Annotated in this window: 13 protein-coding genes; 3 read left to right on the top strand and 10 right to left on the bottom strand. The window is 67.1% G+C overall.

Translation table 11 applies throughout. From position 1 onward, the window contains the following. Position 1: 1 nt before the first annotated feature. On the top strand, positions 2-2,830 hold the full coding sequence (locus tag CHB73_RS04295; RefSeq protein ID WP_089272476.1) for a DNA polymerase: 2,829 nt from the start codon (positions 2-4) through the stop codon (positions 2,828-2,830). 64 nt (positions 2,831-2,894) lie between these two features. On the opposite strand, the gene CHB73_RS04290 is transcribed toward CHB73_RS04295, so the two are convergent. From CHB73_RS04290 to CHB73_RS16390, 10 genes are all read right to left on the bottom strand, one after another. Further along, positions 2,895-3,308 (bottom strand): nucleoside 2-deoxyribosyltransferase, encoded by a 414-nt coding sequence (locus CHB73_RS04290; RefSeq protein ID WP_089272474.1) that lies wholly within the window; start codon positions 3,306-3,308, stop codon positions 2,895-2,897. A gap of 62 nt (positions 3,309-3,370) precedes the next feature. Further along, the gene (locus CHB73_RS04285; protein WP_089272472.1) at positions 3,371-4,522 is read right to left on the bottom strand and encodes an ABC transporter permease; all 1,152 of its coding nucleotides are present in this window, start codon (positions 4,520-4,522) and stop codon (positions 3,371-3,373) included. Beyond that, the gene (locus CHB73_RS04280) at positions 4,519-5,643 is read right to left on the bottom strand and encodes an ABC transporter permease (RefSeq protein WP_235641509.1); all 1,125 of its coding nucleotides are present in this window, start codon (positions 5,641-5,643) and stop codon (positions 4,519-4,521) included. Before CHB73_RS04280 ends, CHB73_RS04285 begins: the two co-directional genes overlap by 4 nt. Further along, complete coding sequence (locus tag CHB73_RS04275; RefSeq protein WP_089272470.1) at positions 5,640-7,460, bottom strand: ATP-binding cassette domain-containing protein; 1,821 nt, start codon at positions 7,458-7,460, stop codon at positions 5,640-5,642. The genes CHB73_RS04280 and CHB73_RS04275 overlap by 4 nt, the downstream gene beginning before the upstream one ends. Continuing rightward, entirely contained in the window at positions 7,457-8,641 is a 1,185-nt protein-coding gene (hlyD, locus tag CHB73_RS04270) for a secretion protein HlyD (protein ID WP_089272468.1), read from the bottom strand. Before hlyD ends, CHB73_RS04275 begins: the two co-directional genes overlap by 4 nt. After that, positions 8,638-9,345, bottom strand: coding sequence for a CerR family C-terminal domain-containing protein (locus CHB73_RS04265; protein WP_089272466.1), 708 nt, complete (start codon positions 9,343-9,345; stop codon positions 8,638-8,640). Before CHB73_RS04265 ends, hlyD begins: the two co-directional genes overlap by 4 nt. Positions 9,346-9,427: 82 nt before the next feature. Next, a complete protein-coding gene (locus tag CHB73_RS04260) occupies positions 9,428-10,831 on the bottom strand; it encodes an HD-GYP domain-containing protein (protein WP_089272464.1) in 1,404 nt (467 codons plus the stop codon). A gap of 4 nt (positions 10,832-10,835) precedes the next feature. Further along, complete coding sequence (locus CHB73_RS04255; protein ID WP_089272462.1) at positions 10,836-13,988, bottom strand: efflux RND transporter permease subunit; 3,153 nt, start codon at positions 13,986-13,988, stop codon at positions 10,836-10,838. Between the two features lie 99 nt (positions 13,989-14,087). Next, the gene (locus tag CHB73_RS04250) at positions 14,088-15,323 is read right to left on the bottom strand and encodes an efflux RND transporter periplasmic adaptor subunit (protein WP_089272460.1); all 1,236 of its coding nucleotides are present in this window, start codon (positions 15,321-15,323) and stop codon (positions 14,088-14,090) included. A gap of 185 nt (positions 15,324-15,508) precedes the next feature. Further along, positions 15,509-15,778 (bottom strand): hypothetical protein, encoded by a 270-nt coding sequence (locus tag CHB73_RS16390; protein ID WP_143337308.1) that lies wholly within the window; start codon positions 15,776-15,778, stop codon positions 15,509-15,511. Between the two features lie 61 nt (positions 15,779-15,839). Here CHB73_RS16390 and CHB73_RS04245 point away from each other — a divergent pair, with 61 nt between their 5' ends. Both CHB73_RS04245 and CHB73_RS04240 read left to right on the top strand, forming a co-directional pair. Continuing rightward, the gene (locus CHB73_RS04245; RefSeq protein ID WP_143337307.1) at positions 15,840-17,855 is read left to right on the top strand and encodes a methyl-accepting chemotaxis protein; all 2,016 of its coding nucleotides are present in this window, start codon (positions 15,840-15,842) and stop codon (positions 17,853-17,855) included. Positions 17,856-18,183: 328 nt separating this feature from the next. Further along, positions 18,184-18,378 (top strand): hypothetical protein, encoded by a 195-nt coding sequence (locus CHB73_RS04240; protein ID WP_089272458.1) that lies wholly within the window; start codon positions 18,184-18,186, stop codon positions 18,376-18,378. Positions 18,379-18,417: the final 39 nt, after the last annotated feature.

The following is an 18,417-nucleotide window of genomic DNA, read 5'->3' as shown; positions in this document are numbered from 1 at the left end:
CATGGCCCTCAAAGCCCGCCTGAACCTCGGCGACGCCGAGCCCGTGTACCTCGTCGACGGCACCAGCTTCCTTTACCGGGGCTTCTACGCCTACCCGGACCTCAAGCGCTCCGACGGGCAGCCCACCAACGCCATCTTCATCGTGCTGCGCATCCTCCTGCGCATCCTGAAGGAGGAACGGCCCAAGTACCTGGGCTTCTTCATGGACGGCAAGGGGCCGAACTTCCGCCATGCCCTGTTCGAGCCCTACAAGGCCCAGCGCCCCAAGATGCCCGAGGACCTGGCCGCGCAGATCGAGCCCCTGCGCGAGGCCGTGCAGCTCCTCGGCCTGCCGCTCATCGTCAGCGAGGGCGTGGAGGCCGACGACTGCATCGCCAGCCTGGCCGCCGCCAACCAGGCCCAGCGCCCGGTGGTCCTGGTGGCCTCGGACAAGGATCTCAAGCAGTGCCTCACGCCCAGCGTGTACCTCTGGGATCCGGCGGGCAAGAACGAGAAGGTCACCGGCGAGGCCGAGTTCCTTGCGGAAATGGGCATCCGCCCCGCGCAGTGGCCGGATTTGCAGGCTCTTATGGGCGATACGTCGGACAACATCCCCGGACTGCCCGGCGTCGGCCCCAAGACCGCCCTCAAGGTCATGCACGACTTTCCCACCCTGGAGGCCCTGCGCGAAGCCGAAGCCTCCAGCGACCCGCGCCTGCCCGAAAGCTTTCGCAAGAAGCTCGCCGGCCGCATGGACGACGTGTTCCTGTACCGCGAGCTGACCCGGCTCAAAACAGACGCCTGCCCGGAGCTGACCCTTGAGTCCCTGGCCGTGCGCCCCCCGGACGTGGAGAAGCTGGCCGAATTCCTGCGCACCTACGAATTCAAGAGTCTGCTGCGCGAAATTCCCTTGCCCAGGCAGGAGGCCGCGCCAGACGCGCACTCCGCCGGGTGGGACGGCCCGCCCCCTTGGGAGGGCGAGGCCTCTGCGCCCGCCGCGGCCGCCACGCCGAAGCCTGCCAAGCGGGGACCGGCCAAGGCCGACCAGCTTTCGCTCTTCGGGGGCGGAGCGCCCGCCGCGGCCCCAACCCTGCTGGATCTGCCGCGTCCGGATGCCGCCACTCCGCCGCTGGCCCTGCGCCATGTGGCCGATGCCGCCGCCCTGCCGGACTTCTCCGGCCACGCCGTGGGGCTTGTTCCCGTGCCGGGCCAGACCGGCCAGAACGGCGGTGGACTGCGCCTGGCCCGCCAAGGCGACGAGGGCGAGATTCTCTTCTCCGGCCCGGCCGAGGCCCTGGCCCCGCTTTTGGCCAGCGCAGCCAGCGTGGCCGCGCCCAGCTGGCAGGACCTGCTGCGCTCCGGCCAGGCCTGGGAGACGGTGCCCATGGACCGCTGGTTCGACCTGGGCCTGGCCGCCTACCTGCTCAATCCGGAAGACCGAAACTATTCTTTCGAGCGCCTGCGCCAGGCCTTGTTCGTTGCCCCGCGCGAATTTATCGAAGGCCTTGAAGTGGAGACGGACGAGCCCCTGCCGGATGCTTCCGGCGACCCCGCCCCGCATCCGGAGGCCCAGGCCCTGGCCGCCCTGGCCTGCCAGAACGTACTTGCGCGCCGGTTGCGGGACGCCGGGCTTGCGGAGCTCATGCGCGAACTGGAGATTCCCCTCATCCCGGTGCTGGCGGCCATGGAGCGCCGGGGCGTGCGCATCGACTTCGCGGCCTTCAAGAGTTTTCTGGACGAGGTGAGCGCCGAGGTGGAGGCCCACGGCAGGCGCATCCAGGAGCTGGCGGGCGAACCGCTGAACGTGCGTTCCAGCCAGCAGTTGGCCGGGCTGCTCTTCAAGAAGCTGGGGCTCAAGCCCGCGGGCAAGACCCCCGGCGGCGCGCTCTCCACAGGCAGCGAGGCCCTGGAGAAGCTCGCCGGGCAGCACCCGGTCATTGAGGAGATTCTGGCCTTCCGCGTGGCCGAGAAACTGCGCTCCACCTACCTGGAGCCCATGCCGCGCCTGGCGGATGCGCACGGTCGCCTGCACACGCGCTTCAACCAGTTGGCCACAGCGACCGGGCGGCTGTCCAGCTCCGGCCCGAACCTGCAGAACATTCCCATACGCGGCCCCCAGGGCGCGCGGATGCGGGCCTGCTTCGTGGCCTCGCCGGGAAAGCTGCTGGTGGGCGCGGACTACTCCCAGGTGGAGCTGCGCGTCCTGGCGCACTTTTCACAAGATCCCGCGTTGTTGGACGCCTTTCACCATGACCAGGACATCCACACGCGCACGGCCGCCCTGCTTTTCGACACAACACAGGACCGCGTGACCCCGGACCAACGGCGCGGGGCCAAGACCATCAACTTCGGGCTCATCTACGGCATGGGCCCGCAGAAGCTGGCCCGGGAGCTGTCCATCACCACCAATCAGGCCAAGGAATTCATCGCCCGCTATTTCGAGAAGCTGGGCGCTTTGAAGGACTTCTACGAAGGATTGGTGCAGGACGCGCTGGCGCGCGGGTACGTCTCCACCCTGGCGGGTCGCCGCAGGCTTCTGCCGGAACTGTTCTCGCGCAATCAGCAGGTGCAGGCCCAGGCCCGCAGGCAGGCGATCAATACCGTCATCCAGGGCAGCGCGGCGGACATCATCAAGCTGGCCATGCTGCGCGTCCACGGCAGCGAGGAGCTGAAGCGTCTCGACGCCAGGCTGATCCTGCAGGTGCACGACGAACTGCTGCTGGAGACGCCGGAGGCCGACGCCCCGGCCGCGGCTGCGGAACTCGCCCGCATCATGCAGGGCGTGGCGGAGCTTGCCGTGCCCCTCAAGGTGGACGTGGGCCAGGGCCGCAACTGGGCCGAGGCCCACTAAGGACATACGCAACGCGCACCTTCGGGCCGACAGGGCGACCTGTCGGCCTTTTTTGCGCCCGGCCTCAGCGCTTGAGCGCCAGCACCAGTTCGGACACGGAGCGTGAAATGCTCTGGCAGGTGGCCTCCACCATGGCGTTGACCACGGAATGGCTGGTGTCGCCGGCTTGCCGGGAGTCGGTGCGCAGGCCGAGGACGGGCTTGCCGCGGGCGTGGGCGTAGCCGATCTCCCAGGCGGTGCCGTCGTCCACCTGGACGCCGTCCAGCCAGGCCACCACTGTGCGCGAGGCTTCCAGGGCCTCGCGGCAACGCTCCATGATGCGCCGGGGCGCGATGGGCCCCCAGTCGGCGATCTGGCCTTCCGTGAACATTTCAAAGGGCCAGCAGACCTCATGCCCGTGCCGCATGAGCTCCGCCTTGACGCTGCGCAGCCAGGCCTGTTCGGCCTGGGTGAAGAGAGGTCCAGCAAGGTATATCATGTCGCCATGATAGCAAATCCCGCGAAGGGGCGAAAGGGGGGCGCGCCGATACAGGCGTCCCGCTAGCCGATGCCCCTGCGGAACAGCCAGCCCGCCAGCGCCAGGGTGACGGCCCCGATGACCACCAGCGGCCAGAGGGTGTCGAGCACCATGAAGGCGGGCATCCCCTTGAGCATGATGGCGCGCACCGCCACCAGAAAATGCCGCAGCGGGTTGGCCAGGGAAACCACCTGCAGGAACATCGGCATGGTTTCGATGGGCGTGGCGAAGCCGGAAAGCAGCGTGGCGGGCATCATGAAGGTGAAGGTGCCCAGGATGGCCTGCTGCTGCGTGTTGCACAACGACGAGATGAACAGCCCGAAGCCCACCACGGAAAACAAAAACAGCAGCATGGCCAGCGCCAGGACAAACAGCGAGCCCACGCAGGGGATGCGGAAGGCCACAATGGCCGCCACCACGATGAGCACGCTCTCCACCGCGCCCAGGATCATGGCCGGAATGGTCTTGCCCGCCAGAATTTCGCGCGGGGAGAGTGGCGACACCAACAACTGGTCGAAGGTTCCGAGTTCCCGCTCCCTGGCCACCGAAAGCGCCGTGACGATGAGCCCCACCACCATGGTCAACATGCCGATCAGATTCGGCACCGTGAACCACAGGTAGTCCAGGTTGGGGTTGAACCAGTTGCGGGCCACCAGCGTGGCGGGCGGGCCCGGTTGCCCATAGCGCTCAGCCAAGTCGCGGTTGTACTGCTCAACGATCGACTGGGCATAGCCCTGCACGATCTGGGCGGAGTTGCTGCGTCGGCCGTCCAGCAGCAGCTGGGCCTCGGCCGGACGCCCGGCTGCCACGTCGCGGGAGAAGTCCTGGCCGAGGACCAGCACGGCCATGGCCTTCTCGTCCTCCAGGGCCGTGGCCACCTCGCCCTGGGAAGCCAGAGGATACACGCGGGAAAACGAAGGCGAACCCGAAAAGCGCTGCACAAGCTCCACCGCGGCCTTGCCGCCGTCCTTGTCCAGCACGGCCAGGGCGATGTTTTTGACCTCCAGCGTGGCGGCGAAGGCGAAGATGGTGAGCTGCAAAAGCGGGGGCAGGATGAGCACCATGCGGCTCTTGCGGTCACGCAGCACGGCGAGCAGCTCCTTGACCACCAAGGCGCGCACCCGGTGCAGGCTGCGATGCAGCCGCTCGGCGCCGGAGGATTTGGCGGCGCTCATGCCACGGTCCTCGCAGTGTTCTTGAGGGTGAGGCCCAGGAAGGCCAGGGCGATGAGCGCCATGCCGCCCATGTTGGGCAGAAGCTGCGCCCAGGCGTCGCCGACCAGGAAGAGCGTCTTGAGGCAGGACACGTAATAGCGCGCCGCAATGGCCCGGGAGAGCAGCTCGATGGGCCAGGGCATCCCGGTGGGTTCGAACACGTAGCCGGACAAGAAATACGCGGGCATGAACGCGGAGAGGATGGCCGCCTGCGAGGCCACGAACTGGTTGCGCGCCACCGAGGAGATGAACAGCCCCATGCCCAAGGCGGAGAGCAGGAACACGGAGGTGACGGCGAAAAGCCCGGCAATCGAGCCCCGGAACGGCACGCCGAACACCACCAGGGTAATGCCCAGGCAGATGAACATGGCCCCCATGCCCAACAGGAAGTAGGGCACAAGCTTGCCGAGCAGCATCTCCAGCGGTCCCACGGGAGTGGCCAGCATGGCCTCCATGGTGCCGCGCTCCCATTCGCGGGCCACCACCAGCGCGGTCAGAAGCGCGCCGATAAGCGTCAGGTTGATGGCCATGCCGCCGGGCAGCAGGCTGTTCAGGCTCAGCAGTTCCTGATTGTACCAGGTGCGCGGGGTGAGCCGCACCGGCTGGGCGAACTGCTCGCCGTTGCCCTCGGCGCGCACCTGCATCCAGGACATCCAGACCCCTTGCGCATAATTCTGCAAAAACTGCGCGGTGTTGGGTTCGGAACCATCGGCTATGATCTGGAACGGCACGCTTTCATCCGCACGGGCCAGATCCCGGCTGAAGGTCTGCGGAATCACAATGAGCCCCCGCACCCGGCCAGACACCATGTCCTCCGCGAACTCGCGCCGGTCATGCCCGATGCGCGCGTCGAAGAACCGCGTGGAGGAAAAGGACGCGGCCAGGTCGCGAGCCTCGGGCGAATGGTCCTCCAGCACCACGCCCACCCGCAGGTGGTCCAGGTCCAGATTGGTGGAATAGCCGGAAAGCAACGTCAAGAAGATGGGCAGAATGATCCCGATGAGGATGGAAGAGGGATCGCGAACGATCTGCAGCCCCTCCTTCATCATGATGGCGGCCAACCGCCGCAGGGCCGGGCTCACGCCGCCCTCCCCGACCCGCCAACCCCGGCCGCCGCGCGCTCCCGGAGCTCCCGCTCCCGGTCGTCGCGCCCAACAAGCGTCACGAAGGCGTCCTCCAGGCTGGGCTCGGCCAGCTCCGGGCCGCGCACCCCGTCCTTCAACTCATCGGGCGAGCCCAGGGCGATGACGCGCCCCCGGTACACAAGGGCGATGCGGTCGCAGTACTCGGCCTCGTCCATGAAGTGCGTGGTGACCATCACCGTGACCCCGCGCTCCACCATGCCGTTGATGTGCGTCCAGAACTCGCGCCGGGTGATGGGGTCCACGCCGCTGGTGGGCTCGTCCAAAAAGAGCACGGCGGGCTCGTGCATCACCGCGCAGGCCAGCGCCAGGCGCTGCTTGAAGCCCAGCGGCAGTTCGTCGGCCGAATCGGACAGGTGCGGCCCCAGGCCGAAAGTCTCGATCATGCCTTCGATGGCCTGTTTGCGCGCCGCGCCGTCCAGCCCGTACACGCCGGAGAAGAAGTCCAGGTTCTGGCGCACGGAAAGCGCGCCGTACAGGGAGAACTTCTGCGCCATGTAGCCGATGCGCTCGCGCGCGGCCCCCTTGCTTTTGCCCAAAAGCAGCCCGTCCACCAGGGCCTGCCCCTCGGAGGGACGCAGGAGCCCGCACATCATCTTGAAGGTGGTGGACTTGCCCGCCCCGTTGGGGCCAAGCAGGCCAAAGATCTCGCCCTGGCGGATGGCGAAAGTGACATCGCTGGCTGCGGTGAAGTCGCCAAAGCGCTTGGTGAGGCCGCGCGCCTCCACCGGGCTTGTCCCGCTGGGCGGCTTCTGGCGCATGGCCTTGGCCAGGGCCGACACCCCGCCAGGACCACCGCCCAGCACGTCCAAAAAGGCGTCCTCGAAGCGCGGCGGCGCGGGCGCGAGCACGGCGCCCTCCCCGGCGCGCATGGCCGCGAGGTCCGGCAGGGCCGCGCCCTGCGCCAGCACCAGCCGCACATGGCGGCCCTGGATCACGCCGTCGATGATGCCCGGCTGGCCCAGCGCCCGGCGCAACACGGCCCGCCGGTTCGCCCCGGCGTTGTCCGGCAGGCCGCGCACCTGGAACACGCGGCCCTGCACCCGACCGGTGAGCTCCGCAGGCCTGCCCGAAAACAACAACCGCCCCTCGGAGAGCAGCAGCACCTCGTCGCAGGCCTCGGCCTCGTCCAGGTACGAGGTGCTCCAGACCACGCCGATGCCGTCGTCGGCCAGTTCGCGCACCATGCGCCACAGCTCGCGCCGGGAAATGGGGTCCACGCCCACGCTGGGCTCGTCCAAAAGCAACAGTTCCGGCCGCCGGATCATGGCGCAGGCCAGGCCGAGCTTCTGCTTCATGCCGCCGGAGAGCCGCCCGGCCAGGCGCGCGGTGAACGGGGCCAGACCGGTGAAGGCAAGCAACCGTTCGAAGACCGCCTTGCGCTCCGCTCCGGGCAGGCCGCGCACTTCCGCATACAGGCGCAGGTTCTCGCCCACGCTGAGGTCCTCATACAGGCCGAACTTCTGCGGCATGTAGCCAATGCGTTCGTGCAGCTCGCGCGCCTGGCGCGCCGGATCAAGCCCCAGCACGGACAGCTCGCCCCCCTGGGCGTGCATAAGCCCGGCCAGCAGCCGCATGAGGCTGGTCTTGCCCGCGCCGTCCGGACCCACCAGCCCGGTGATGCGCCCGGCGGACACGCGCGCGTCCACGCCGTCCAACGCAGGCGGCGCGCCAGCCTGGGCCGTGGCGTAGCGCAGCACAAGCCCGCGCCCCGCAATGAGGGCGGACGCGCCGCCGTCATCCGGGAGCAGGCTCATTTCCCGGCCCCTGGAGCGCTGGCCGAAGGACGTGCGGGGGCGGCCGTTGGCGCGGAGGGCCTGGTGCCTGCGGCCGCGGCGGCGGCCTCGGCGGCGGCGGCATTGAAGGCGGCGGCAGGGTCCGCGGCCTTGCCCGCACCTGCGGCCCCGGCGTTTGCCGGTGCCGCTGCGGCTTCCGTCGCAACCGGCTTGTCCGGCCGCGACGGGTCGGCCGTCACGGTGACCGGCATCCCCTGGCGCAGGCCGCCGTCCGGGGCGTCCACCACGATGCGCAGCCGGTACACCAGGTCCGTGCGCAGGGCCTCGGTCTCCACGTTCTTGGGGGTGAACTCGGCCACGGGGGAGATGAAGCCCACGGTGCCGGGATAGGGCGTGTCCGGACGGCTGTCCGTGCGCACCAACACCGGCATTCCCAGGCGCACCTTGCCCAGCAGGGGCTCCGGGACATAGGCCCGCACCCACACCGGACGCTGGAGCGAGACCACCAGCACCGTGGCCCCGGCCTGGGCCATGGCCCCAGGCTCGCGCACGCGGGAGAGCACGCGCCCGTCGGCCGGGGCGATGATCTCGGTGTCGGCAAGGTCGGTCATGGCGGCGGCAACGGCGGCCTCTGCGGCGCGCAGACCCGCCGCCGCGCCCTGCACCTCCTCGGCGCGGTAGCCCGAGGACTGAAGCTGAAAGCCCTTGCGCGCGCTCTGCAACTGGGCCAGCAGCGCATCGCGCTGGGCCACGGCGTCGTCGCGCTCCTGGGCGGAGATGGCCCCGCTCTTCAAAAGCTCCTCGCGGCGGCGGGCCACGCGCACGGCGTTTTCCACCTGGGCCTCCATCTGCGACACCAGGGCGCGGGCCTGCCCCACTTCCTCGTTGCGGTAGCCCGCCCGGAACTTGGCCATGTTGGCCGCCGCCACGTCGCGGTCGCCCATGGCCTTGGCCAGGGCGTCGCGGTAGCGCTGGGCGTCCAGGGTGGCCAGCACGTCCCCGGCCTTCACGGCGTCCCCCTCGTCCACGCGCACCTCGGCCAGCCGTCCCGGCACGCGAAACGACAGCTCCACCTCGCGAATGTCCACGTTGCCGTAAAGCTTCACCTTTCCGTTGGCATCCGCGCCGTTGCGGAAAATGAACCAAGCCAGCGCGCACAGGGCGGCCGCCCCGGCGATGGCGATCAGACGCTTCCTGTTCATACGCCGTCCTCCGGGCTGGGCGCCGCACCCGGACATACCGGGGAGTAGCCCGCAACCATGGCCTCCACCTGCTGCACGCAGAGTCTGCCGATGCAGTCCAAATGCTCCCGCGACAGCCTTTCCGCGCCCACGACCTTGAGAATGCCGGTCATGCCGACGCGAAAGATGACCATCTGCCCCATGACCGACAAGGCCCGAAGCTTGAGCTCCAGGCTGTCCGGCGGCAGGCCGAAAAGCCGCCCCAGCAGCATGGCCCACATGGAATGCACGCGGGCGAAAAACCCATCGTGGCACACATCGTAGGCGTTGGTGGGGGCTATCTGCTCCTGCATCATGATCTGGCTGAAGCTCTGCGATTCCGAACTGCCGAGCATCACCTCGACCATGGTCCGCACAAGTCCGCGCAGAGCCGCAAGCAGCTCTTCCCGCGTGGAGGCGGGATTCTGGCAGGCGAACAGCACCCGGGCCATGTCGGCCCCGACCTCCTCGTGCTTCACGGCGATGACGTGCTCAAGCACGGCTCGGTACAGCCCTTCCTTGCCGCCAAAGTGGTAGACAATGGCCGAAAGGTTCACCCCGGCCTCCTGGGCCAGGGCGCGCGTGCCCGTGGCCTCGAAACCGTGCAGACCGAACAGCCTGGATCCCGCCTGGACGAGCCGTTGGCGCGTCTCCTTGTCGTTGCTCCGTGGCTCCTTCGCCTTCACCCGCAGCCCTCCCGCACTTTCATTCGTTCGACTGAACTAATACGCGGGAAAGCGTCTGTCAACCAGGCGCCCAAGGGTGGAGTCAGTTCTGGGGGCTCCTGTCGCCGTGAGCGGACGCGCGCCCGGAAACCAACTCCTCCATGCCGGACAGCATCTCCTCGATGTCTCCGATGAAGTAGGTCTCAAAAATCCGCTGCAGGCAGTCCTTGAGCCAGTTCTCGTCGGCCTGGGCCACGGTGTCGTAAAGGCCGCGCGCAATGTGCCGGAAGGCGTCGAGCACGACCGGGTCGAACTGGTTTCCGCGGCCCAGTTCCAGAATGCGCATGGATTCCTCGAAGCTGTAGGGCTCCTTGTACGGGCGGCGCGAGGTGAGGGCGTCGAACACGTCGGCCACGGCGAAGAGCCGCGCCGCCAGCGGAATGTCCACCCCGGCCAGCCCCTTGTCATAGCCGGAGCCGTCGTAGCGCTCATGGTGGCCGCTGATGACGTCCATGGCGTCGGAAAGCCAGCTGGCCTGGGACACGATATCGCGCCCGTGCTGCACGTGGGACTGCATCTCGCGGTACTCGCGATCGCTGAGGGCGCCGGGCTTCAAAAGCACCGCGTCGCGAATGCCGATCTTGCCCACATCGTGCAGCATGGCCCCCTTGACCAGGGAGCGGATGGCCCGGCCGGTGAGGTCCAGCGCCTCGGCCAGACGCACGGAATAGATGGTGACGCGGTAGTTGTGGCGGTCGGTGTCGGAATCGCGCTTGGCGATGGCGCTGCCCAGCACGCGCAGGGTTTCCAGGTTGGCCTCCTGCAGGTGCACGGAAAGGCCGGTCACCCGGCGCAACAGACGAATGATGACCGGATAGAGCAAGAGCGTGGTGGCCAGCGCCACCAGAACCACGGTCAGCACGCTGCGCAGCATCCCGGCGGCGATGTCGTCCTGCACCAGCTGCGACACGGCGTACACGCTCTCGGCGTAGGCCCGCACAACGCCCTTGCTGTTGGACAGCGACACGGCAAGGTGCAGGTGCGGCTTGCCGCCAATGCTGACCATCTCGCGGCTCTGGACCACTTGGCCGGGCTGGAAGCGGTAGCCGTGGCGGTCCAGGTAGCCTTCCACTTCCCCCGCCAACGGATAGCTGGTCACGGCGCGGCGCGCCAGCACGACGGACCGGGAGTCCAGGACGCGCACAGAGGCGGTGAAGCCAAGGGTGGGCCGCCTGGGGCCGCCGGACAGGGAGTCCAGGGCGGCCTGCACCTTGTCCGGATTCAGCGGGCCAGGGGCGTCCAGAAGCGGCAAAACAACGGTCCGGAAGTCCTCGGCCCCGCGCAGGGAATTCTCAATGACCAGATCGTCATACTGCGTGTACATGCGCAGGAACGCGCCGCCGGCCATGAGCGCGCAAATCAGCGCCGTCATGCCCAGCAGCCGCCGGATGAGCAGGCGGTGCAGCGAGGCGGCGAGCCGCCCGGTACGCGCCTTCTGCCCGGTCATGCGCTCATGCGCCCCCCTTGCCGCCCTGCGCGCCTGGCCCGCGCTTGGCGCGCAGGCGCTCCGAAAGGTTCTGGATAACGCTGTACAGCACGGGAATGAGCACCACGCCCATGGCCGCGGCGCACAGCATTCCGCCGAACACCGCCGTGCCCATGGTATTGCGCGCGGCCGCGCCCGCGCCCTTGGCCAGGGCCAGGGGCACCACGCCCAGGATGAAGGCGAAGCTGGTCATGAGGATGGGCCGGAAGCGCGCCAACGCGCCTTCCAGAGCGGCCTCGGCCGTGGGCAGGCCGGACTCGCGCCGCACCTTGGCGAACTCCACGATGAGGATGGCGTTCTTGGCCGCCAGGCCGATGAGCACAACCAGGCCGATTTGCGCGTACACGTTGTTGTCGAAGCCGCGCAGCATCTGGCCCGTCATGGCGCCGAACACGCTGGTGGGAATGGACAGGATGACCGCGAAGGGGATGGACCAGGACTCGTACTGCGCGGCCAGCACCAGGAAAACCATCAAGAGGCCCATGCCGAAGGCCACCACGGCCTGCGAACCGGACTGCTTCTCCTGAAAGGCGATGCCCGTCCACTCCATGCCGTAGCCCTGCGGCAGGTTCTTGGCCGCAGCCCGCTCCACTGCGGCGATGAGTTCACCCGTGCTGTGGCCCGGCGCCGCGCCGGAGGTGAACTCCACCGCGCGGTACAGGTTGTAGCGGCGGATGTATTCCGGCCCCTTGATGCTGGCGCCCGCGCCCAAGGTGTTCAGGGGCACCATGACCCCGGAGGAATTGCGCACAAAGAAGCGGGAGAGATCCGCCTCCGTGGCGCGGTATTGGGACTCGGCCTGGAGCATTACCCTGTATGTGCGCCCAAACTTGTTGAAGTCGTTGACGTACTTTCCGCCAAGCATGATCTGCAGGGTGTTGAACACGTCGCTCAAGGCCACGCCCTGGCTCTTCACCTTCTCCCGGTCCACGTCGAAGAAGTACTGCGGCACGTTCACGCTGAAGTCCGTAAAAGCCCCGCCAACGGCCTTGTTCGCGGCCACGGCCTTCCACAGCTCGCCCGAATTCCGGGCCAGCTCGGCCACGGATTTGCTGCCGCGGTCCTGCATCTCGAACTGGTAGCCGCCGGTACTGCCCATGCCGGGCACGGTTGGCGGCGGAATGCAGACGATGCGGGCCTCCGGCATCTGGCTGAAGGCGGCCTGGGCGCGCTTGAGCGAAGCGCCCAGGGAAAGCTGCGGCGTGGTGCGCTCGTCCCAGGGCTTGAGCACCACGAACAGGCAGGAGGTGTAGGAGCTGTAGCCGCCGGTGAGGATGTTCAGCCCGCCCAGCACGATGGTGTCGGCCACGGCGGGGTCGTTCACCAGCACGGCCTCCATCTTCTTCACCAGCGCGTCGTTGCGCTTGAGGGAGGCCGCCTCGGGCAGGTTCACGGCCACGATGTAGTAGCCCATGTCCTCGCTGGGCACAAAGCCCGTGGGCAGCACCTTGAGCACCCCGCCCGTGCCCAGCACCACGCCGCCCAGGGCCAACAAGACGATGCCCGACATGCGGATGGCCTTCTTCACCAGCTCGCCGTACCCGCGCGTCAAGGATTCGAAGCCGCGGTTGAAGGCCCCGAAGAAGCGGCCCAGCGCACCGGACTTCTCCTGGGCGGGGCGGAGCAGGATGGAGCACAGGGCCGGGGAGAGGGTCAGCGCGTTCAGGGCCGAAATACCCACGGAAACGGCCACCGTCACCGCGAACTGCTGGTACAGGCGTCCGGTGGTGCCGCTCATGAAGGCCGAGGGCAGAAACACGCTCATGAGCACCAGGGAAATGGCCACGATGGGCCCGGCCACCTCGGACATGGCCTTTTTTGTGGCCTCGATGGGCGCAAGCCCGTCGTGATCGATCTTGTGCTGCACGGCCTCCACCACCACGATGGCGTCGTCCACCACGATGCCGATGGCCAGCACCATGGCGAAGAGCGTTATGGTGTTGATGGAGAAGCCCAGAAGCGGGAACGAGGCGAACGTGCCGATGAGCGCCACCGGCACCGTGATCATGGGAATGAGGGTGGCCCGCCAGTCCTGCAGGAAGATGAACACCACCACGAGCACCAGGATCACCGCCTCGAAAAGCGTGTGCAGCACGCTTTCGATGGAGGCGCGCACAAAGCGCGTGGTGTCGAAGGGGATCTTGTACTCCATGCCCTCGGGGAAGCTCTTGGCGCGGTCGGCCATGAGCGCGCGCAGCTTGTTGGACAGGTCGATGGCGTTGGCGCCGGGCAGCTGGTAGATGCAGATGGTGGAGGTGGGCTGGGTGTTGAGCCTGGAGTAGCCGCGGTAGCTCTCGCTGCCCAGTTCCACGCGGCCCACGTCCTTTACGCGGACGATGTTGCCGGCCGTGCCCGCCCGCAGAATGATGTTCTCGAACTCCGAGGGTTCGCTGAGCCGCCCCTTCACCTGCACGGTGATCTGGTTGGCGACGATTTCCGGTGCTGGCTGCTGGCCGAACTGACCCGCCGGAGCCTGCACGTTCTGTTCGGAAATGGCGTTGGCCACATCCACGGCGGTCAGGCCCAGCTCGGTCATCTTGTTCGGATCGAGCCAGACGCGCATTCCATAGGTGAGGTTGGCCGCCAGGGTCACGTTGCCCACGCCGGGAATGCGGCTGATGGCGTCCACGAGATTGATGCGCGCGTAGTTCTCCAGAAACAGCGAGTCGTAGATGCCCTTGGGCGAAGTGAGGTTCACCACCAGCACCATGTCCGGCGACTGCTTCATCACCGAAACGCCCGCGCGGGTCACGTCCGCAGGCAGGCTTGGCGTGGCCAGCTGCACGCGGTTCTGCACGTCCACCGTGGCCAGCTCCAGATCGCGATTGGCGTCAAACGAGACGTTCAGCACCATGCGGCCGTCGTTGGAGCTCACGGAGTTCATGTAGAGCATTCCGTCCGCGCCGTTCACCTGCTGCTCGATGGGCGCGGCCACGGTCTCCTCCACCACCTGGGCGCTGGCGCCGCTGTAGCTGGCCACCACCTGCACGGTGGAGGGCGCGATGCGGCTGGGAAACTGGGAGACGGGCAGAACGGCGATGCACAGGCCGCCGACAATGGTGATGATGATGGAGATGACGGCCGAGAAAATAGGGCGGTGAATGAAGAAATTGACCATCCAGAGGCTCCCTTGTGCTGGCGCGGACGCGCCGAATCGGATGGAGGAAGCGAAAACGCGCTGTTCCGTCCGGGGAGGGCGCGCCCTCCCCGGCATTCGTTACGATCCGGACTGGCCGCCCTGACCTGCCGCGGGCGCGGCCTGCTGCGCCGCAGGCTGCCCTGCGGGGGCGGCTGGCGGGACGGGCGCGGCAACCACGGGAGTGCCGCTGCGCACCTTCTGCCAACCGTCGACGATGATGGTCTCGCCGGGGGCCAGCCCCTTTTCCGCAAGGAAGGCGGCCTCCACCCGGCGGCCGAACGTCACCGGGCGGCTCTGGGCCTTGCCGTCCTTGTCCACCACGAAGACGATCTTGTTGCCCTGCACGTCGCTGATGGCCTGTTCGGGCACGAGCAGAGCGTTCTGGGCCACGCCGCCCTCGATGCGCACCTTGGCGAAGAGGCCGGGCTTGATGATGCCGTCGGGATTGGGGAACACCGCGCGCACGGGAAGCGTTCCGGTGGAGGGGTCGATGGCCCGGTCGGCCATGTCGATGAAGCCTTGGTGGGGATACACCGACCCGTCCGCCAGGACCACCGTGGCGGGCTGCGGCTTGTACTCCGCGCCCTTGGCCTTGGCCTCCACATACTCCTTGGCCACGTAAAGGTAGTCGCGCTCGGTGATGTTGAAGGTGACGGTGAAGTTGTCCGTGGCGGAGATGGTGGCCAGAAGGCTGTTCTCTCCAGGGTTCACCAGATCGCCCACCTTGAAATTGCTCTTGCCGATGCGGCCGTCCTGCGGGGCCAGCACCCGGGTGTAGCCCAAATTCACGCGGGCCTCGCTGGCCGTGGCGGCGGCTGCGGCCACGCTGGCGGCAAGCTGCCGCTCGTTGGTCACCTTGGCGTCGTACTCCTGCTGGCTCACGGCGCCCTGCTTCACCAGGGCCTCGAAGCGCGCGCGCTCTTTGCGCGCGTAGTCCAGCTGGGCCTTGTCGCGGGCCACGTCGGCGCTGGTGCGGGCCAGGGTGTTCTGCTGCTCCACGGGGTCGATGACGAAGAGCAGATCCCCCTTCTTGACCAGGGAGCCCTCAACAAAATTTATCTTTTTAAGAAAACCGCTGATGCGCGCCCGGAGCTCCACCGTGGACTCGGAGTCCGTGCGGCCCGTGAATTCCGACACCAAAGGCACGGTCCTGGGCTGCAGCACAAGAGTGGCGACCGCGACGGGCTGGTCGTCCTTCGCGTCGTCGTCGCCCTTGCCGCAGGCGCACACAAGCAGGCACGACGCCAGGGTCAGCGCCAGAAACACTCGCGGGGCAGGACTCCGGCCAAGGACAATACGCACAGGGTCGATCATCGGCTTCCTCCAGAATGGAATGACGGCGGGTGAGCACACGCCGCAACGTTCCCAAGTATGGATTCGCTTACGCCATATCGCCCGGGCACGGCAAGAAAAAAGCGTTCACGAAAGCATCAGGCCAGCCGCTCCCCAGGCCTGCGCTCGATTGCGGGCAATCAAAACAGGCCTCCAAGGGTGCGCCCTCATCTCGCGTCATACGCCGTGAGCACGATACGTAGTTTTTTTAAAAAAAATACGTCTGTCTTTTCAGCCCCGATACGGGGTAAATGCCTTTCTCCCATGTTGAACACTTTGACTTCAACCAGAAATTCGCGCATAAACATACGCAATAGTGGGCCAGCAGCGTCATCGCTCCCCCTCCCTCGCCCACACGGAGCTGAAATAGCCGCCCCTTTCACTTTTGGAACGGTCGCCCCCCCTCGCGCCCGTTTTTTGCGCAGCAGAACATTCATCGCTCCTCCCTGGACCGTCCAGGGCAGAGCGTGACGATACAACACACCAGGAGTATTACAAATGCAGCAACTCAACATCAAAAAACTGCTCATCCTTCTGACGGCGCTCACCGTCTGCGGCTGCGGCGTGCTGCTCGGCATGTTGTGGCTCTCTTCCCAGAAGGCCGACCACGCCTTCCATATAATCGTCAATGAAGAGGAACCCGTCAGCGCGGCCTTCCGCGACATGTACGCCCAGGGCCTGCAGACCGAGCAGGCCACGCGCAACGTGGTGCTCAACCCGGCGGACGACAAGGCGAAAAAGAACTACGAAGCCGCAAATCAATCCTTCCATGAGGATCTGGACCTGGTGCGCGCCAAGGTGCAGGGGCCCCTCAAGGACGGCCTGCCCAAGCTGGCAGAACTGTGGGACCAGGCCCACAAGCTGAAGCTTGAGGTGATGGCCCTGGCCGGGGAAGGCAAGACCGCCGAGGCGGCGGAACTGCTGCGGAGCAAGGAAACCCCGGTCTGGCGCGATATCAAGGTGGTGTTGGCCGAGCTCACCAAGTTGCAGGACAAGCGTTCCGCCGCCATTCTGGCCGACTACGACAGCGCCTCCAAGACCATGCTCACCCTCGCCCTGTGCGGCGGCGCGCTGGTGATGCTGCTCATGACCCTGGCCTGCGTGTACACAGGCCGACGCATCCACAGGCCCCTCACCGGCTGCGTGGATTTCTCCAAGCGCATCGCCAATGGCGACTTCAGCGCCGAGCTGGACATCCGGCTCAAGGACGAAATCGGCGAGCTCGCCGATGCGATACGGGTCATGGTCGACAAGCTGCGCAAGGAGCTGGCCTTCAGCCAGGGCCTCATGAGCGGCGTGGCCGCGCCCTTCTCCGTGTTCGGGCCGGACGACACCCTGCTCTACTCCAACCAGGCCATGACCGACCTGATGGAAATTCCCGGCAAGCCGGAAGACTACTATGGACGGGGTTCCGGCGAATTCATCTTCGGCGAAAAAAGCCGCGAGACCGTTTCCACCCGCGCCTTGCGGGAAAAGAAGCCCCTTCGCTCCGATGCCGATGTCGAGACCAGGACCGGGAAAAAGCGGCACGTGCGCATCTCGTCCTCGCCCTTCTTCGGCGCAAAGGGCCAGCTTCTTGGCACCATCTCCATATGGCTGGACCAGACCGAGGCCGTGGAGGCCAAGCTGCAGGCCGAGCGGGCCAAGACCGAAGGCATGATCCACGCCGCACAGCAGCTGGAGACCATTGTGGAGGTCATCAGCTCCGCGAGCGAGGAGCTCTCCGCCCAGATCGAGCAGTCCAGCCGCGGCACCGAGATCCAGTCCCAGCGCGTGGCCGAAACCGCCACGGCCATGGAGGAGATGAACGCCACCGTGCTTGAGGTGGCCAAGAACGCCTCCCAGGCGGCGGACTCCTCCGCCGGAGCGAAGGCCAAGGCGGCCGAGGGCGCCCAGGTGGTCAAAAAGGCCGTGGAGAGCATCACCGAGGTCCAGCGGAAGTCCGTCGTCCTCAAGGACGACATGGCCCAACTGGGCAAGCAGGCCGAGGGCATCGGCCAGATCATGAACGTCATCAGCGACATCGCCGACCAGACCAACCTGCTGGCGCTCAACGCCGCCATCGAGGCCGCCCGCGCGGGCGACGCCGGACGCGGCTTCGCCGTGGTGGCCGACGAGGTGCGCAAGCTGGCCGAAAAGACCATGACCGCCACCAAGGAAGTGGGCGACGCGGTCAGCGGCATCCAGCTCGGCGCCAGGAAGAACCTGGAAAACGTGGAGCACTCCGTGGCCACCATCGAGCAGGCCACGGATCTGGCCAACCAGTCCGGCGAGGCCCTCACCCAGATCGTCTCCATGGTGGATGTCTCCACCGACCAGGTGCGCTCCATCGCCGCGGCCAGCGAGGAACAGTCCGCCGCCAGCGAGGAGATCGGCCGCAGCATCGAGGACATCAACCGCATCTCCGGGGAGACCGCCAGCGCCATGAACGAGTCGGCGCAGGCCGTGGGCGAGTTGGCCAACCAGGCGCAAACCCTGCGCACCATCATCGAACGCATGAAGACCGGCGGCTAGTTCCGGCCTTCCAAACACGAAACGCCCCGTCGGAGTTGCGCTCCGGCGGGGCGTTTCGCTCGCGTCCGCCTCCCCTTCGCACCGCCGCTCAAGCCGCCGTGATCCGTCGATCGGCAACGGCGATTCTCTGTTCTCCGCTCACCGCATTCGGGAAAAACTCCCTATAACGGGAGATACTCCCGAACAGACAGCGCCGATATCCCGCCCCAAATGGCGCTTTCACCTATTTCCCGTAGCCACGCGCAGGGATACCACAAGACATCATAGGACTCTTTCCCGGCAGCCTATGCAACTGCATGGGAGCGCCGTTCAGCGGGAGGTGGGAACCATGCCGAGCAATTCCGAATACGCGCACAGGCAGTTCCGGGCCGAGGCGACGGAACGCGCCGAGAAGGAGCTGATGGAACAGGAGCTGCGCACGCTGCGCAAGAAGGTGGAGGCCCTGGAGGAGAAGGTCGCCTTTCTCTCCAATCAGGTGTCCTCGCGCCGGATGGTCGAGGAGTACCCGCGCGGGTTCTCCTGACGCACCGCACGCAGGCGCGCGGACGGCCGTCCCCGCAAA

Source organism: Humidesulfovibrio mexicanus (genome assembly GCF_900188225.1).
GTDB lineage: Bacteria > Desulfobacterota > Desulfovibrionia > Desulfovibrionales > Desulfovibrionaceae > Humidesulfovibrio > Humidesulfovibrio mexicanus.
This window is presented reverse-complemented; position numbering and strand designations above follow the sequence as displayed.

Bases quoted from the DNA above. Each gene is read 5' to 3' on its own strand.
- CHB73_RS04295 (WP_089272476.1), top strand. From the start codon at position 2: ATGGCCCTCAAAGCCCGCCTGAACCTCGGCGACGCCGAGCCCGTGTAC.
- CHB73_RS04290 (WP_089272474.1), bottom strand. From the start codon at position 3,308: ATGATATACCTTGCTGGACCTCTCTTCACCCAGGCCGAACAGGCCTGG.
- CHB73_RS04285 (WP_089272472.1), bottom strand. From the start codon at position 4,522: ATGAGCGCCGCCAAATCCTCCGGCGCCGAGCGGCTGCATCGCAGCCTG.
- CHB73_RS04275 (WP_089272470.1), bottom strand. From the start codon at position 7,460: ATGAGCCTGCTCCCGGATGACGGCGGCGCGTCCGCCCTCATTGCGGGG.
- hlyD (WP_089272468.1), bottom strand. From the start codon at position 8,641: ATGAACAGGAAGCGTCTGATCGCCATCGCCGGGGCGGCCGCCCTGTGC.
- CHB73_RS04260 (WP_089272464.1), bottom strand. From the start codon at position 10,831: ATGACCGGGCAGAAGGCGCGTACCGGGCGGCTCGCCGCCTCGCTGCAC.
- CHB73_RS04255 (WP_089272462.1), bottom strand. From the start codon at position 13,988: ATGGTCAATTTCTTCATTCACCGCCCTATTTTCTCGGCCGTCATCTCC.
- CHB73_RS04250 (WP_089272460.1), bottom strand. From the start codon at position 15,323: ATGATCGACCCTGTGCGTATTGTCCTTGGCCGGAGTCCTGCCCCGCGA.
- CHB73_RS16390 (WP_143337308.1), bottom strand. From the start codon at position 15,778: ATGAATGTTCTGCTGCGCAAAAAACGGGCGCGAGGGGGGGCGACCGTT.
- CHB73_RS04245 (WP_143337307.1), top strand. From the start codon at position 15,840: ATGCAGCAACTCAACATCAAAAAACTGCTCATCCTTCTGACGGCGCTC.
- CHB73_RS04240 (WP_089272458.1), top strand. From the start codon at position 18,184: ATGCCGAGCAATTCCGAATACGCGCACAGGCAGTTCCGGGCCGAGGCG.